The sequence below is a fragment of the Devosia neptuniae genome, from assembly GCF_025452235.1.
GTDB lineage: Bacteria > Pseudomonadota > Alphaproteobacteria > Rhizobiales > Devosiaceae > Devosia.
This window is the reverse complement of sequence record NZ_CP104965.1, coordinates 445,601-460,334: the sequence shown is the minus strand read 5'-3', so window position 1 is coordinate 460,334 and position 14,734 is coordinate 445,601. Positions and strand designations below refer to the sequence as shown.

The following is a 14,734-nucleotide window of genomic DNA, read 5'->3' as shown; positions in this document are numbered from 1 at the left end:
ATCCATCCCTCCCCCTGTCAGGGGGAGGCTAGGAGGGGGTATCCCCCTAAAAAAAGGACCTCCCCAATGGCCGAGATCACCAAGGACTCCAACGGCACCCAGCTCAATGATGGCGACGCCGTCACCCTGATCAAGGACCTCAAGGTCAAAGGCACCTCGGTCACGCTCAAGCGCGGCACTCTGGTCAAGAACATCCGCCTCACCGACGACACCGCCGAAATCGAGTGCAATGCCGAAAAGGTCAAAGGCCTCGTGCTGCGCACCGAGTTCCTGAAAAAAGCCTGATGGCCACCTCCACCACATCAGCAATCCCCCGCTTCCTGCTGACCCTGTTTGTCGGCCCGGCCGTGGGCGCGGTGGTCTTCCTCCTCGCCGGCGCATTGGCCGATTGGCCGGACAATCCCAGCCGCATGCCCGACCTGTTCGAAGACGCCCCCCTCGTCCTGCTGTTCGGCTACGCACTGGGCCTGTTCCCCGCCCTGGTCGGCGCCGTGGTCATGGGCGTCTTCAGCCACCGCTACCACAACCTGCGCGCCCAAATGCTCGCCGCCATTCCCCTCGGCGCCGCCGCCGGCTGGTTCGGCATGACGCTGTTCGTCTCCTCCTTCGGCGCCAACAAATATTTCAACACCGAGCTCCAGCTCGTGTCAGCCGTTGCCGGCGCCGTCGCGCTGCTCGGCTGCACCGCCATCTTCGCCTGGTTCACCCGCAAGACGGCCGCCTGATGCATCTGCTCTCCGCCCAGGCCGGCGCCATCCAGCAGGAAGGCGAAGCCATCGATCTCAACCAGCGCCCCGGCGCGCTGATCTTCGCCTCCGCCGCCGATAGCGAACTGGCCATGCTCGCCGGTGCCGCCGACCGGGCAGGGGAGAGCGAACTGCGCCTCGCCAATACCCTGCGCCTCTCCAACAATCTCTCGGTCGATCTCTGGCTGGAAAAAACGGTGGGTCACGCCCGCCTGGTCGTCCTCCGCCTCATCGGCGGCGCCGCCTATTTCCAATATGGCGTCGACGAGCTCACCGCCCTCTGCACCAACCACAAAATCCCGCTCGCCCTCATCCCCGGCGACGCCAATCCCGACCCCATCCTGCAATCCCGCTCCACCATCCACCCCGACGACTGGACGCGCCTCCACAATCTCTTCATCGCCGGCGGTCCGGATAATGCCGATACCATCCTGAAGGCGTTCGCTCTCCTCGCTGCCCCCCTTCCTTCTCCCCTCGTGGGAGAAGGTGCCCGAAGGGCGGATGAGGGGGCCTTTCTCACCGCCCTCACCCCCACCCCCTTCGCCCGCTTCGGCCTCTGGCACCCCAGCCTCGGCATCACCGACGAATCCGCCTTACGCTCAATCCACGCCCACCCACTGGGCGGTCCCTCCCCCTATCAGGGGGAGGCTAGGAGGGGGTACTCCGATGCCCGCCCATTCATCCCTATCCTCTTCTACCGCGCCGCCCTCGAAGGCGCCGGCACCGCCACCATCACCGCCCTCATCGCCGAACTCGAGCGCCAGAACCTGGCGCCCGTCCCCCTCTTGGTGTCCTCCCTCAAGGAAGCCCCCTGCGTCCGTTTCGTGCAAAACGCGCTCGCCGCCTTCCCGCCCGCCACCATCCTCAACCTCACTGGCTTCGCTCTCGGCCTCGATAGCCTCGACGCCAAATCCAACCCGTTTTCCGGCACCGACGCGCCCGTCATCCAACTGATCCAGTCCGGCCGCCCCGAAGCCCAATGGCTGGCCGACAGCCAGGGCCTGAGCTCCAAAGACCTGGCCATGTTCCTCGTCATGCCCGAAGTCGACGGCCGCATCGGCGGCCTCATCATCGGCCACAAAGCCGACGCCGTCTGGCACGAGCGCTGCCAGGTCCCCCTCTCCGCCTACGCCCCCGATCCCTCCGGCATCACCCGCGCCGTAACCCTAGCCGCCAACTGGTCCCACCTCCGCACCACCCCCCGCGCCCACCGCAAAGTCGCAATAGTCCTCGCCAACTACCCCACCCGCGACGGCCGCCTCGCCAACGGCGTGGGCTACGATGCCCCGCAATCCACAGTCGAGATTTTGCGGGCACTGGAGGGGGCAGGTTACACTCTTTCACCTCTCCCCTCGAGGGAGAGCTCGGCGGCGCAGCCGCTGGGTGAGGGGGCCTTCCCCTCTGACTCCGCAGCCCTCATCACCGCCCTCCAATCCGGCCCCACCAACGCCAACCCCGCCCGTGGCACCTCTCCCGCCACGCTCACCCTTGCGCGCTACGCCGAGCTCTTCGCCACTCTCCCAGCAAAAATCCAGCAAGAGGTCACCACCCGCTGGGGCGATCCCACGACGGACCCGTTCGTGCGCGACGACACCTTCCACCTTCCCGCCCTCATCTTCGGCAACGTCGCCATCCTGCTCCAGCCTGCCCGTGGCTATCACCTCGACGAGACCACCAGCTACCACGATCCGGCCCTGGTCCCGCCCCATGCCTACATCGCCGCCTATCTCTGGCTGCGCCACGAATTCTCAGCCCATGCGCTGATCCACAATGGCAAGCACGGCACGCTCGAATGGCTCCCCGGCAAGGCCACCGCGCTGGATGCCGCCAGCTACCCCGATGCACTCTGGGGCCAACTGCCCCATCTCTATCCCTTCATCGTCAACGACCCCGGTGAGGGCACCCAGGCCAAGCGGCGCACCGGCGCGGTCATCATTGACCACCTCGTGCCCCCGCTCACCCGCGCCGAAACCTATGGCCCCCTCAAGGACCTCGAGGCCCTGCTCGACGAATATTACGCCGCCTCCGGCATGGACCGCCGGCGCCTCGCCGATCTGCGCCGCCGCATCCTCGATTTCACCCGCGACAGCCGGCTCGATCGCGATATCGGCCTGCCCGAAGACGAAACCGAAGCGCTGATCAAAATCGACAACTTCCTCTGCGACCTGAAGGAAGCGCAAATCCGCGATGGGCTGCACGTCTTCGGCCAATCGCCGCAGGGCGATCTCGCCCGCGACCTCACCGTGGCTCTGGCCAGAGTACCGCGCGGCGACGCCCCGGGGGATAACTCGCTGATCCGCGCCTTGGCCGATGATCTCAAGCTCGGCATCGACCCGCTGACGGCCCGCCTCGGCGACCCGTGGCACGGCCCCAACGTGTTTGCACCCTATCTCGCGCTCAATGCTAACAGTCCTTTAGCACTAAGGCACATTGGCGACGTGGTTGAGGTACTCGAAATCATCGCCGCTGATCTGGTCGAGGGCAAACTTATCCCCGCCCCCGATTGGCACGCGACCCGATCTGTCCTCGCCACCGTCACCAGCCTAATCCAACCCCGCCTCGCCGCCTCCGGGCCGGCCGAAATGGCGGCGCTACTTGATGGGCTCGATGGCAAATTCATCGCGCCCGGCCCCTCCGGCGCCCCCTCGCGCGGCCGCCTCGATGTGCTGCCCACCGGCCGCAATTTCTATTCTGTCGATAGCCGCGCAATCCCCACGCCCACCGCCTGGGAACTCGGAAAAAAATCCGCCGAAAGCCTGGTTTTGCGGCACTTTCAGGACCACGGCACCTATCTGCAATCCCTCGCCCTCTCGGTCTGGGGCACGGCGAACATGCGCACCGGCGGCGACGACATCGCCCAGGCGCTGGCGCTGATCGGCGCCAAGCCGGTCTGGGACCCATCCTCCCTCCGCGTCTCGGGCTACGAGATCATCCCGCTCGCCAGGCTCGGCCGCCCCCGCATCGACGTAACCCTGCGCATTTCCGGCTTTTTCCGCGATGCCTTCCCGGCCCAGATCGCCCTGTTCGACCGCGCCGCCCGGGCCATCGGCGCGCTGGATGAACCGAGTGAAGACAACCCCATCGCCGCCCGCATGCGCAGTGACGCGCTGGGCCTGATCGCCCAGGGCCAGTCCGAAGCCGGAGCGGGCCTCGCCGCCGGCCACCGGATTTTCGGTTCCAAACCAGGCTCTTACGGCGCCGGCCTCAATGCGCTGGTCGATTCCGGCACCTGGTCCACCCGCGCGGATCTGGCCAAAGCCGCCCTCGATTGGGGCCAATATGCCTATGGCGCTCAAGCCGCCGGCATCCCCGAACGCGCCCGCTTCGCCGCCCGCCTCGCCAGCGTCGATGCGATCGTCCACAATCAGGACAATCGCGAACACGACCTGCTCGACAGCGACAATTACTACCAGTTCGAAGGCGGTCTCTCCGCCGCCGCCGAAATACTGTCCGGCCACCAACCCGCCGCCTATCACAACGACCATTCCCGCCCCGAACGCCCGCTCATCCGCACCCTTGAGGAAGAAATCAGCCACGTCATGCGCTCCCGCGTGGTCAATCCGAAATGGATCGCCGGCGTCAAACGCCATGGCTATAAGGGCGCTTTCGAGATCATCGCCACCGTCGATTTTATGCTCGCCTTCGCCGCCACCACCGGCGCGGTCAAGACTCACCATTTCGATCTGGCCTTCGAAGCCTTCGTCGAAGACGCAGCAACGCGCCAGTTTATCCTCGCCAGCAACCGCTACGGTTATGATGAGCTGATCGCCAAGTTTAACGAGGCGCGCCGGCGCGGCTTGTGGACCCCACGTTCCAACTCGGCTTATGGTCTGCTCGCGGGGGAGTTATGAATAATACTATCATCTACTTGATCGGCCATTATGGCGTCGGCAAACTGACCATCGGCAAGGCAATCTGCGCCGCGACCGACGCGCGTCTGTTCGACAACCATCTGGCCAACAACGTTATTTTCTCGCTGGTCCGCGCCGATGGCTCCACGCCGCTGCCCGAGGGCGTTTGGCCACTTATCATGACCATTCGGCGCCAGGCCTTGTCGGCAATGGTCCACCTCGCCGGGCCACAGGCCAGCTTTGTACTCACCAACGCCTTGATGGACGATGACCCGATGGACCGGCAGGCGCTGCACGAGGTGATGGAAGCGGCCCGCCAGCGCGGGGGCATTTTCGTCCCCGTTTTCCTCACCGCATCGGATGCGGCCCATGCCGCCCGTATCCCCTCGCCGGAGCGCGAATCGCGGCTCAAAACGACGGATGCGGAAAAGGCCGAGCGCAAACGACATACGCGACCATTGGTGCGCCTCGATCATCCCAATCGGCTCGATCTCGACACCACCCATCTGCCGCCCGCCGAAGCGGCTCGCCTCATCATCGAACACGCGGAGCGCCTGGCATGAACGACAAGCCCGTCAAAAAGACCGACCTGATGAGCGAGGCGGAGCGCAACGCCTATCATGCTGAAAAAATGAAGAAAAAGCAGGAGGCGCGCAACAAGATCCTCGCCACCAAGACCGAGGAGCGCGGTCTGCTGATCGTTCACACCGGCAAGGGCAAGGGCAAGTCCACCGCTGCCTTCGGCATGGTGTTCCGTGCCATTGGCCACGGCATGAAAGTGGGTGTGGTGCAATTCGTCAAAGGCGCCTGGGACACCGGCGAGCGCGACGTGCTGCTCAAGTTTCCCGAGCTGGTCACCATCAACGCCATGGGCGAAGGCTTCACCTGGGATGTTCAGGATCGCCAGCGCGACCTCGCCGCCGCCCGTGCCGCCTGGGAACAGGCCAAGCTGTTGATCGCCGATCCCGCCTACAAGCTGGTCCTGCTCGACGAGCTCAATATCTGCCTGCGCTACGATTATCTGCCGCTTGAGGAAGTCGTGGCCTTCCTCAAGGACAAGCCGGCTGACAAACACGTCATCGTCACCGGCCGCAACGCCAAGGACGAGCTGATCGAAATCGCCGACCTCGTCACCGAAATGACCGAAATCAAGCACCACTTCCGGGCCGGCGTGAAAGCACAGGCGGGCATCGAGTTTTAGCTAGGAGCTACAGAGCAGGGGGTGTCCCTAACATCCCAAATCCCGGAACCCCGCCACCAGCCGCTCCACCCGCGGCTTCATATCCGCTGCCTGAGCCGCCGAATATTGCACGGTCATCGCCGCATAGCTCAGCCCGTCGCATAGCGCGATCATCCGGGTATAGAACATGCGTTGCCCCATGACGCCGGAAAAACTGGCCCAATACGATGTCGTTGCCTGATAGGCGATGTTCCAGCCGTCGCGCTCGGCATAGCCCATGCGGGCGGCCACTTCGGCTTCGAAATCCTCGGCCGTGATATTGGCGCCCCAGAACGATAGCACCTGGGCCTTGCCGGCATTGTCGAAGATCTGCCCGTCGCCATTGTCGCTTTCGCCATAGCCGGAAAAGCCGGGCGGGATTTCGCTGGTATAACCAAAGCGGGCATTGTCATAGCGGCCCCAGCCCAGTTCCTGGGCGGACACCGGAAGAGTGATAAGGGCAAGCAGAACAATCAGGATTCGCATGTGTGACTTCTTTCGCGCGTAGCGGGCCAAGGCCCTGATCACATTAGACGACCACGATCCCGTTATGCTTGGCTTTTTCCTCGGGCTCGACATGGATTGTGATCATCACATCCTCCACCGCCTCGCGCAGCTTGGCCTCGATCCCATCGCAAATGGCATGCGCCGCCTCGACACTCATCAGCCCCGGCACCACCAGGTGGAAGTCGATGAACGTCATCTTGCCCGCCTGCCGCGTGCGGATATCATGGGCCTCGATGGCGCCCTCGGCATTGCCCGCGATCACCTCGCGGATCACCTTCTGCGTTTCGGGCGGCACCGCCACGTCCATTAGCCCGCCCACGCTGTCGCGGATCACGCCCCAGCCCGACCACAGGATGTTGAGCGCCACGAGGCCCGCCAGGATCGAATCGAGCGGCGCAAAGCCGGTGGTGAACACCAGCACCAGCCCCACCAGCACGCCGACAGTCGAAATCACATCGGTCAGCAAATGCTTGCCATCAGCCTCCAGCGCTGGCGAGCGCACCTTGCGGCCATAGCGGATCAGCACATAGGCCCAGACCAGGTTGATCACCGTTGCCACACCGCTGATCATCAGGCCCTCGACCGGCGCATCGGGCATTTCCGGCGCCATCAGCCCGAAATAGGCCTCGCGCACGATCAGGATCGCCGCGACGATAATCATCACCCCCACGATCACCGCCGAGAAATATTCAGCCTTGTGATAGCCATAGGGCAGGGCGGCGTCGGCCGGCTTCTGCGCCAGCCGCACCGCGATCAATGCGACGATTGCCGTCACCACATTGACGATGGATTCCAGCGCGTCCGAGTAAAGCGCTACCGAACCGGTCATCTGCCAGGCCAGTCCCTTGAGCCCGAGCACAATCAACCCGATAACAAGACTCGCCCCGGCCACAGCCAGCGTTCGTTGATTGGTCATGATTGAGTTCTGCCCTGATCGTGCTGCGCCGAAGCAGCAGCTGGTTTCTGCACATAACGCCGCCGCCCAACGGGCGCAACCCATTGTATTTGCAAATCATTTTCAGAAGCATTCCGATGTATCGGCGATCACGGCCAAGCCATTGATTGACCACGCGCTTCCCCCGTCCTAGAACCGGAGCAGCGCAGCGTTCCCCAGCACGGAACTGAAACACAGTCTGGTGCGGTCGACCCAAATCGGGGACCAAGTCCAGAGCTGCAAAGAGGCGACTATGACGATTGGCGAGAGGCGAAAGCCCGCGAGAGCCGTGCCGAACCAGCAGAAGGTTATTGCCGGCATCGGTTGCGGCAGTGCCGCGACCTCCAGCGAGATCATCGCCCTGATCAATGCGTGCCTGGCCGAGGCGGGGCTGCCTCCAGCGGCGCTACTCGCGATAGCCTCCCATCAGCGCAAGCATGACGTTCAGCCATTATACGCTGCAGCGGAGCATTTCGACGTTCCGCTGCGCCTGCTGGGCGATGCCGACCTGGCTCCTGCCGCGCCATCCCCAAGCGTCCTCGCTCATATCGGCCTACCCGCCGTTGCCGAAGCGGTCGCCGCCGCCGCCGGACCACTCCTGCTCGGCAAGCGCAAATCGGCCCACGCCACCTGCGCCCTTGCCGCCTGCGGCCCCGATTTCGACCTCGCCCAGTTCGGCAGCGCCGCGCTTTACCCCAGTTCGAGCGCCGCAATGGCGTCATCTACGCTCGATACTTCCCGGGCCGGGCCATAGGCGGGGCGGGCAATCATGATCACCTTGACCCCCAGCCTTTGCGCTGCTTCGAGCTTGGCCGAAGTCTGCCCGCCGCCCGAATTCTTGGTGACCAGATGAGTTATGCCCTCGCGCTCCATCAGCGCCATTTCATCAGCCAGTTTATAGGGCGGCCGCGATTGCAACAGGCTGGCAAAGCGCGGCAGCGGTTCGGCCGGGGCCTCGATGGTGCGCACCACGAATTGACAGTCGTCGCGCTGCAAGAAGTGTTCGAGCCCGGTATGCCCGGTGGTCAGCAGCACATCGGCATTGTGGGGCAGGGCGGCTGCCGCCTCGGCCGCCGTTTCCACGGTCAGCCAATCGGCGCCCGGCTTCTGCTCCCAGGCCGGCCGCATATAGCGCACCAGCGCAATACCCGTGGCCCGCGCCGCAGCGACGGCATTGATCGACATCAGCCCGGCATAAGGATGGGTCGCATCCACCAGCCGCTCAATACCCGCCGCCCGCAGATACGCACACAGCCCAGGGATGCCGCCGAATTTGCCCATGCGAATATCGCCCTTGGGCAATTTGGGGTCTTGCGTTCGCCCCGCCAGCGAGGTGATGACGTCGTGCCCCATGGCCACCAGCCGATCGGCCAGCTCCCGCGCCTCCGCCGTTCCGCCCAGGATCAGGATTTTCATAGTCTTTTGTTTATCCCACAGCTTCCGCCCCACTCTGCCCATTTCGCCCCCAGGGCTCAAGCGCCGAGCCTTCCCAATGTTTGACTGGATCACCCGCCCCCGCCGTAAGGGCCATTTCGCCGCCCTCGACAATGCCGATTTCCCCCCGCTGGAACCCGGCACAGTCTGGCTCGTCGGCGCTGGTCCCGGCGGCCCCGGCCTGGTCTCGCTATTGGGCTATCACGGCCTCGGCCAGGCCGATGTGGTCGTGCATGACGCGCTGGTTTCCGATGCCCTGCTGGCCATGGCGCCCCGCCGCGCGGAGCTATTGTTTGCCGGCAAGCGGGGCGGCAAACCTTCGCCCAAGCAGGCCGACATTTCGCTGCAGCTGATAGACCTGGCCAAGGCCGGCAAACGCGTGCTGCGCCTCAAGGGCGGCGACCCTTTCATGTTCGGTCGTGGCGGCGAAGAGGCCGGTGCCCTGGCCCGGGCCGGTGTGCCTTTCCGCATCGTGCCCGGCATTTCCTCGGGCCTGGGCGGGCTGGCCTATGCCGGCATTCCCGTCACCCATCGCGACACCAACCATGCCGTGGTTTTCCTCACCGGCCATGACGATACCGGCGCCGTACCACAGGGCGTCGATTGGGGCGCCATCGCCAATGCCGCCCCGGTCATCGTCATGTATATGGCGGTCAAGCATCTGGGCTCCATCGCCGAAAAGCTGATCGCCGCCGGCCGTGCGACCGACGACCGGCTGACCATCGTCTCCCACGTTGCCACGCCCCAGCAATCCGCCATCTCGACCACTCTGGCCGACGCGTCGAGCCTCACGGACGTGCCCACGCCGGCCATAATCGTGCTCGGCCCCGTCGGTGCCTATAGCCAGACGCTGGATTGGTATGTGCACAGCGCCCGGAACCATGTCTTTGGCTAAGGGCCTCGTCATCGCCGCCCCCCGCTCGGGTTCGGGAAAGACACTCGTCACGCTCGGGCTGCTCGCTGCCTTGCGTCGCCGGGGCGTCATTGTCGCGCCGGCCAAAACCGGTCCCGACTATATCGACCCCGCCTTTCTCACCCGCGCCGCCCTGCGCGAGGCGGTCAATCTTGATCCCTGGTCGATGAGCCCCGCCCGCCTCAAGCATCTGGCCTCGGTCCAGGCAACGGGCGCCGAACTCCTGCTGGTCGAAGGCGTCATGGGCCTGTTCGACGCCGCCGCCGATGGCTTTGGCTCCACCGCCGACCTTGCTGAATTACTAGATCTGCCCGTTATCTTCGTGGTCGATGCCGACCGGCAAAGCCAGTCCGTCGCCCCGCTGGTCGCAGGCTTTGCCAATTGGCGCGTCGGCGTGCGGGTCGCCGGTGTCATCCTCAATCGCATCGCTTCGATGAAACATGAGCGCATGCTGGTCGAAGCCCTGGCCGCCACCGGTATTCCCTGCCTGGGCGCCATTCCGCGCAATCCGGCCCTGGCCGTGCCCGAACGCCATCTCGGCCTCGTGCTACCCGGCGAAGTCACCGCCTTCGAGACCTTCCTCGACACCGCCGCCGAAATGGTCGGCGACTATGTCGATCTCGACGGCCTGCGCGCCTTGGCCGCCCCCTTGCCCGAGGCCACTGAACCGGCGCCGTCCCTCCCGCCATTGGGCCAACGCATCGCTATCGCCCAAGACGCGGCCTTTGCCTTCCTCTATCCCCATCTGCTCGATGGTTGGCGGGCCATGGGGGCCGAACTCAGCTTCTTCTCCCCCCTCGCCAACGAGGCTCCCGCCGCTGATTCCGACGCAGTCTTCCTGCCCGGCGGCTATCCCGAATTGCATGGCGCCACTCTGTCCGCCGCCGACATATTCAAGACCGGCCTTGTCGCGGCGCGGGATCGTAATGCGCTGATCTATGGCGAATGTGGGGGCTTCATGGTGCTGGGCGAGGCGTTGGTGGACAAGGCTGGCCAAAGCCACGCCATGGCGGGCCTCTTGCCCGTCACCACCCGCATCGACAGGCCAAAACGCACGCTGGGTTATCGGCGGCTGGTGCATGCCGGGGCGCTGCCTTGGCCGGGGCAGTTGCACGGCCACGAATTCCACTATTCCTCGGCCAAACAATCCCGCCTGACGCCGCTCTTTGCCGCTACCGACGCGACCGGCCAGGCGCTACCGCCGATGGGTGCGGTGATCGGCAGGGTGATGGGGTCTTACGCCCACGTGATTGATGCGGCATAAGCCTGTCATGGCCAAGTCATTGATGTTCATGGGCACCGGGTCTGATGTCGGCAAGTCGCTGCTGGTGGCGGGCCTGTGCCGCGTGCTGGCCAATCGTGGGCTGCGGGTGGCCCCCTTCAAGCCGCAGAACATGTCCAACAATGCTGCTGTCACCGCCGATGGCGGCGAAATCGGCCGGGCGCAGGCGCTGCAGGCGCGGGCGGCGCGGCGTGAACCTATCACCGCGATGAACCCGGTTTTGCTCAAGCCGGAGCAGGAAACCGGCTCGCAAGTGGTGGTGCGGGGGCAGCGGCGGGCGTCCATGTCTGCGCGGGCATATTGGGCGCAGCGGGGTAAGCTGATGCCCGAGGTTCTCGCGGCTTTTCAGGAGCTGGCGGCCGATTGTGACTATGTCATCGTCGAAGGCGCCGGCAGTGCCTCAGAGGTCAACCTGCGGGCCAATGACATCGCCAATTTCGGCTTCGCCCAGGCCGCCGAACTGCCGGTCGTACTGATCGGGGATATCCATCGCGGCGGCGTCATTGCCTCGATTGTCGGCACCTTCGCGGTGATCGGCGAGGCCGATGCCGGGCTGATCCGGGCCACTCTGGTCAATAAATTCCAGGGCGATCCATCGCTGTTCGCGGCGGGTATCGACTTTATCGCCCAGCGTCGGAACCAGGGCAACGGGGGCCGCTGGGCAGCACGCCGGTGGCGCTGGCGACAGTCGATACCTCGCCGCGAACAGCGGCGGATCGTCTCGGAATTCCACTGGACCAGGAGCGGGCCTCGGGATCAGCCCGGCACCGGTCCGCCGATCACCGCGAAGGTGCCGATAATCGAGGTATCGACGCCGCCGCGATGCCGGATATCCCCGCGATCAGTAAGCTCCAGGTTGGGCGAGCCGAAATTGGCGATGTCACGGGTCTGCAGGTTGAGCCTCTGAGGCACCGCCGGTGCTCGACGACGACAGCAACGCCAATCGGCCGCCAGCCCCCGAAAAGCCGCGAACCCGCGGGTCACCATCCCCGCCGGTGCCTGTCATGCCCGCGCAGACAGATGTGCCCCGGCACCACCACGCCTGCGAGCCGAGCCCCCCGCCCGGCCTGGAGCAAAACCGGGTTCATCGTGGTGATAGGCTCACGGTGGCTGCTCGGTGCTCGCTGTTCCGGCTGATTTCGCTCATCGGCAGACAGCAGCATTGTTGACATAGCCCCAGCCACCCAGCTCATTGGCCAGCACGTGTACAGGCTCCGGCCACAGCAAGACCCGCCGACATCAGACCTGGTGCCCATGAACATCAATGACTTGGTTACGATAAGTCCATGGCCGGGGTCACGGGCGTAAGACCCCACCGTCCCGCCGATGGGTGCGGTGATCGGCAGGGTGATGGGGTCTTACGCCCACGTGATTGATGCGGCATAAGCCTGTCATGGCCAAGTCATTGATGTTCATGGGCACCGGGTCTGATGTCGGCAAGTCGCTGCTGGTGGCGGGCCTGTGCCGCGTGCTGGCCAATCGTGGGCTGCGGGTGGCCCCCTTCAAGCCGCAGAACATGTCCAACAATGCTGCTGTCACCGCCGATGGCGGCGAAATCGGCCGGGCGCAGGCGCTGCAGGCGCGGGCGGCGCGGCGTGAACCTATCACCGCGATGAACCCGGTTTTGCTCAAGCCGGAGCAGGAAACCGGCTCGCAAGTGGTGGTGCGGGGGCAGCGGCGGGCGTCCATGTCTGCGCGGGCATATTGGGCGCAGCGGGGTAAGCTGATGCCCGAGGTTCTCGCGGCTTTTCAGGAGCTGGCGGCCGATTGTGACTATGTCATCGTCGAAGGCGCCGGCAGTGCCTCAGAGGTCAACCTGCGGGCCAATGACATCGCCAATTTCGGCTTCGCCCAGGCCGCCGAACTGCCGGTCGTACTGATCGGGGATATCCATCGCGGCGGCGTCATTGCCTCGATTGTCGGCACCTTCGCGGTGATCGGCGAGGCCGATGCCGGGCTGATCCGGGCCACTCTGGTCAATAAATTCCAGGGCGATCCATCGCTGTTCGCGGCGGGTATCGACTTTATCGCCCAGCGTACCGGCGTGCCTTGCTTTGGCCCCGTGCCCTGGTTTGCCGACGCTGCCAAGCTGCCCGCCGAGGATGTTTTGGCGCTCGAAAGCTATGTTTCCCGGGCTTCTGGCGGTTTTACCATCGCCGTGCCGCGCCTGCCGCGCATTGCCAATTTTGACGACCTCGACCCGCTCCGCGCCGAGCCGGGCGTCAATCTTGTGCTGGTCGAGCCGGGCCAACCTATCCCGCGCGATGCCGATCTCGTCATCCTGCCCGGTTCCAAGGCGACGCGCAGCGATCTGGCGGCTTTGCGGGCCAATGGCTGGGACATTGACCTGCTGGCCCATCACCGCGCTGGCGGCCGCATTCTGGGGATTTGTGGGGGGTATCAGATGCTTGGCCGGACCATCGCCGATCCCGATGGCATCGAGGGCGAGCCCGGCGTCAGTGCGGGGCTGGGCCTGCTCGATGTGGAAACCACGCTGGAGCCGGTCAAGCAGTTGCGGGTCGAACAAGCGATTCATACCGCCTCCGGGCTGCCGATCAGCGGCTATCACATGCATATGGGCGTCACCGAGGGTGCCGACCGTCAGCGGGCTTTTGCCAGCATTTCCGGGGCTTTGGAGGGGGCGGTGAGTGCCGATGGGCTGGTGACGGGGACCTATCTGCATGGTCTCTTCGCCGCCGATGGCTTCCGCCGGGCCTTTCTGGGCAATGCCGCCAGTCCTGATCTCGGCTATGAGGCTGGGGTCGAGCGGGCGCTGGATGATCTGGCGCTTCACCTCCAAACCCATCTCGATATCGATGCGCTGCTGGCGCTGGCTGAACCTGTGAGCCTTGCCTGATGTTTTTCCTGATCCCGCCCTTGGCCCTGCTGCTCGAACGTTTTGTGGGCTATCCGCCGCTTTTGACCGCCCGGATCGGGCATCCCGTCATGTGGTTTGGCTGGCTGATTGCCTATATGGAACAACGCACTAACACGGCCAGCCGGACGGCGTCGCAGCGCAAACTGGCGGGGGTCGTGTCGCTGGCTTTGTTGCTGCTGGTGGCGCTGGCGGGGGCGTTGCTGGTGCAGCAGGTCACGCGATCCATTCCGCTGGGCTGGCTGCTTGAAATGCTGCTGGCGACGCCGTTTCTGGCGCAGAAGGAACTGGGCCGGGCGGTCGAGGCGGTGGCGGATGCGCTGGGTATTTCACTGGCGGCGGGGCGCGAGGCGGTCAGCCAGATCGTCGGGCGCGATCCGCAAGCCCTTGATGAGACTGGTGTTTCCCGCGCCGCGATCGAGACGCTGGCCGAAAGCACTTCGGATGGGGTGGTGGCACCGTGGTTCTGGCTGGTGCTGCTCGGGCTGCCCGGCATCGTGCTCTACAAGGCGATCAATACGGCCGATTCCATGATCGGGCATCTCAATGAGCGCTATCGGGATTATGGCTGGGCGGCGGCGCGGCTGGATGATGTGGTAAACTTTATCCCCGCCCGGCTGTCGGCGGTTTTGGTGACCATTGCCTGCTTTTTTATGCCCGATGCCAGCCCTTCCAAGGCGTGGGGGGCGGCAAGGCGGGATGCGCGGGGGCATAAGTCGCCGAACTCGGGATGGCCGGAGGCCGCTTTTGCTGGGGCGCTGGGATTTTCGCTTGGCGGGCCAAGGCATTACGATGGCGAGCTGGTCGACCTGCCGACGATGGGTAACGGGGATAGGCGGCTCGGCCGCTACCACATTACCCGTGCGCTCACGTTGTACACTATGGTGCTCAATGTGCTGCTTGGGGTGAGCGGACTGTTAGCGTTGACGATAGCATTAGGGGCCTAGGGGGCACGCGATTTTGAAACTTGTGC

13 protein-coding genes and 1 pseudogene are annotated in these 14,734 nt (G+C 64.8%); 11 read left to right on the top strand and 3 right to left on the bottom strand.

Annotation, left to right across the window (positions count from 1 at the left end):
• The first annotated feature begins 66 nt into the window (after positions 1-66).
• The 5 genes from N8A98_RS04750 to cobO are packed head-to-tail and all read left to right on the top strand — an operon-like array spanning position 67 to position 5,798.
• Entirely contained in the window at positions 67-285 is a 219-nt protein-coding gene (locus N8A98_RS04750) for an alkylphosphonate utilization protein (protein WP_262169578.1), read from the top strand.
• Positions 285-725: a hypothetical protein gene (locus tag N8A98_RS04745; RefSeq protein WP_262169576.1), complete on the top strand. Its 441-nt coding sequence runs from the start codon at positions 285-287 to the stop codon at positions 723-725. The genes N8A98_RS04750 and N8A98_RS04745 overlap by 1 nt, the downstream gene beginning before the upstream one ends.
• Entirely contained in the window at positions 725-4,597 is a 3,873-nt protein-coding gene (gene cobN, locus N8A98_RS04740) for a cobaltochelatase subunit CobN (RefSeq protein WP_262169575.1), read from the top strand. The genes N8A98_RS04745 and cobN overlap by 1 nt, the downstream gene beginning before the upstream one ends.
• The gene (locus N8A98_RS04735; RefSeq protein ID WP_262169573.1) at positions 4,594-5,160 is read left to right on the top strand and encodes a hypothetical protein; all 567 of its coding nucleotides are present in this window, start codon (positions 4,594-4,596) and stop codon (positions 5,158-5,160) included. Before cobN ends, N8A98_RS04735 begins: the two co-directional genes overlap by 4 nt.
• A 29-nt stretch (positions 5,161-5,189) precedes the next feature.
• A complete protein-coding gene (gene cobO / locus N8A98_RS04730) occupies positions 5,190-5,798 on the top strand; it encodes a cob(I)yrinic acid a,c-diamide adenosyltransferase (RefSeq protein WP_390888828.1) in 609 nt (202 codons plus the stop codon).
• Between the two features lie 27 nt (positions 5,799-5,825).
• Here the strand turns inward: cobO and N8A98_RS04725 are convergent, their stop codons facing one another.
• Both N8A98_RS04725 and N8A98_RS04720 read right to left on the bottom strand, forming a co-directional pair.
• Positions 5,826-6,302 (bottom strand): hypothetical protein, encoded by a 477-nt coding sequence (locus tag N8A98_RS04725; protein WP_262169570.1) that lies wholly within the window; start codon positions 6,300-6,302, stop codon positions 5,826-5,828.
• 43 nt (positions 6,303-6,345) lie between these two features.
• Positions 6,346-7,239: a cation diffusion facilitator family transporter gene (locus N8A98_RS04720; protein ID WP_262169568.1), complete on the bottom strand. Its 894-nt coding sequence runs from the start codon at positions 7,237-7,239 to the stop codon at positions 6,346-6,348.
• Between the two features lie 271 nt (positions 7,240-7,510).
• On the opposite strand from N8A98_RS04720, the gene N8A98_RS04715 reads away from it, so the two are divergent.
• Positions 7,511-8,011, top strand: a complete 501-nt coding sequence (locus N8A98_RS04715; RefSeq protein ID WP_262169567.1) for a cobalamin biosynthesis protein — start codon at positions 7,511-7,513, stop codon at positions 8,009-8,011.
• On the opposite strand, the gene N8A98_RS04710 is transcribed toward N8A98_RS04715, so the two are convergent.
• Positions 7,948-8,673, bottom strand: coding sequence for a cobalt-precorrin-6A reductase (locus tag N8A98_RS04710; protein WP_262169565.1), 726 nt, complete (start codon positions 8,671-8,673; stop codon positions 7,948-7,950). The genes N8A98_RS04715 and N8A98_RS04710 overlap by 64 nt on opposite strands.
• 76 nt (positions 8,674-8,749) lie before the next feature.
• Here N8A98_RS04710 and cobA point away from each other — a divergent pair, with 76 nt between their 5' ends.
• The 5 genes and pseudogenes from cobA to cbiB all read left to right on the top strand — a co-directional run bounded on the left by cobA (position 8,750) and on the right by cbiB (position 14,708).
• Entirely contained in the window at positions 8,750-9,586 is an 837-nt protein-coding gene (gene cobA, locus N8A98_RS04705) for a uroporphyrinogen-III C-methyltransferase (protein ID WP_262169564.1), read from the top strand.
• Positions 9,573-10,868, top strand: a complete 1,296-nt coding sequence (locus N8A98_RS04700; protein WP_262169562.1) for a cobyrinic acid a,c-diamide synthase CobB — start codon at positions 9,573-9,575, stop codon at positions 10,866-10,868. Before cobA ends, N8A98_RS04700 begins: the two co-directional genes overlap by 14 nt.
• Positions 10,869-10,875: 7 nt before the next feature.
• Positions 10,876-11,520, top strand: a pseudogene (locus N8A98_RS04695) (cobyric acid synthase); the annotation flags it as partial.
• A gap of 759 nt (positions 11,521-12,279) precedes the next feature.
• Positions 12,280-13,743, top strand: coding sequence for a cobyric acid synthase (locus N8A98_RS04690; protein ID WP_262169561.1), 1,464 nt, complete (start codon positions 12,280-12,282; stop codon positions 13,741-13,743).
• Entirely contained in the window at positions 13,743-14,708 is a 966-nt protein-coding gene (cbiB, locus tag N8A98_RS04685) for an adenosylcobinamide-phosphate synthase CbiB (protein WP_262169560.1), read from the top strand. The genes N8A98_RS04690 and cbiB overlap by 1 nt, the downstream gene beginning before the upstream one ends.
• The last annotated feature ends 26 nt before the right edge of the window (positions 14,709-14,734 follow it).

What these genes read in the sequence shown, in the direction of transcription:
- cobA (WP_262169564.1), top strand. Translation starts at nt 8,750, where the DNA reads ATGTTTGACTGGATCACCCGCCCCCGCCGTAAGGGCCATTTCGCCGCC.
- N8A98_RS04710 (WP_262169565.1), bottom strand. Translation starts at nt 8,673, where the DNA reads ATGAAAATCCTGATCCTGGGCGGAACGGCGGAGGCGCGGGAGCTGGCC.
- N8A98_RS04715 (WP_262169567.1), top strand. Translation starts at nt 7,511, where the DNA reads ATGACGATTGGCGAGAGGCGAAAGCCCGCGAGAGCCGTGCCGAACCAG.
- N8A98_RS04725 (WP_262169570.1), bottom strand. Translation starts at nt 6,302, where the DNA reads ATGCGAATCCTGATTGTTCTGCTTGCCCTTATCACTCTTCCGGTGTCC.
- N8A98_RS04720 (WP_262169568.1), bottom strand. Translation starts at nt 7,239, where the DNA reads ATGACCAATCAACGAACGCTGGCTGTGGCCGGGGCGAGTCTTGTTATC.
- N8A98_RS04745 (WP_262169576.1), top strand. Translation starts at nt 285, where the DNA reads ATGGCCACCTCCACCACATCAGCAATCCCCCGCTTCCTGCTGACCCTG.
- cbiB (WP_262169560.1), top strand. Translation starts at nt 13,743, where the DNA reads ATGTTTTTCCTGATCCCGCCCTTGGCCCTGCTGCTCGAACGTTTTGTG.
- N8A98_RS04700 (WP_262169562.1), top strand. Translation starts at nt 9,573, where the DNA reads ATGTCTTTGGCTAAGGGCCTCGTCATCGCCGCCCCCCGCTCGGGTTCG.
- N8A98_RS04735 (WP_262169573.1), top strand. Translation starts at nt 4,594, where the DNA reads ATGAATAATACTATCATCTACTTGATCGGCCATTATGGCGTCGGCAAA.
- cobO (WP_390888828.1), top strand. Translation starts at nt 5,190, where the DNA reads ATGAGCGAGGCGGAGCGCAACGCCTATCATGCTGAAAAAATGAAGAAA.
- N8A98_RS04750 (WP_262169578.1), top strand. Translation starts at nt 67, where the DNA reads ATGGCCGAGATCACCAAGGACTCCAACGGCACCCAGCTCAATGATGGC.
- N8A98_RS04690 (WP_262169561.1), top strand. Translation starts at nt 12,280, where the DNA reads ATGGCCAAGTCATTGATGTTCATGGGCACCGGGTCTGATGTCGGCAAG.
- cobN (WP_262169575.1), top strand. Translation starts at nt 725, where the DNA reads ATGCATCTGCTCTCCGCCCAGGCCGGCGCCATCCAGCAGGAAGGCGAA.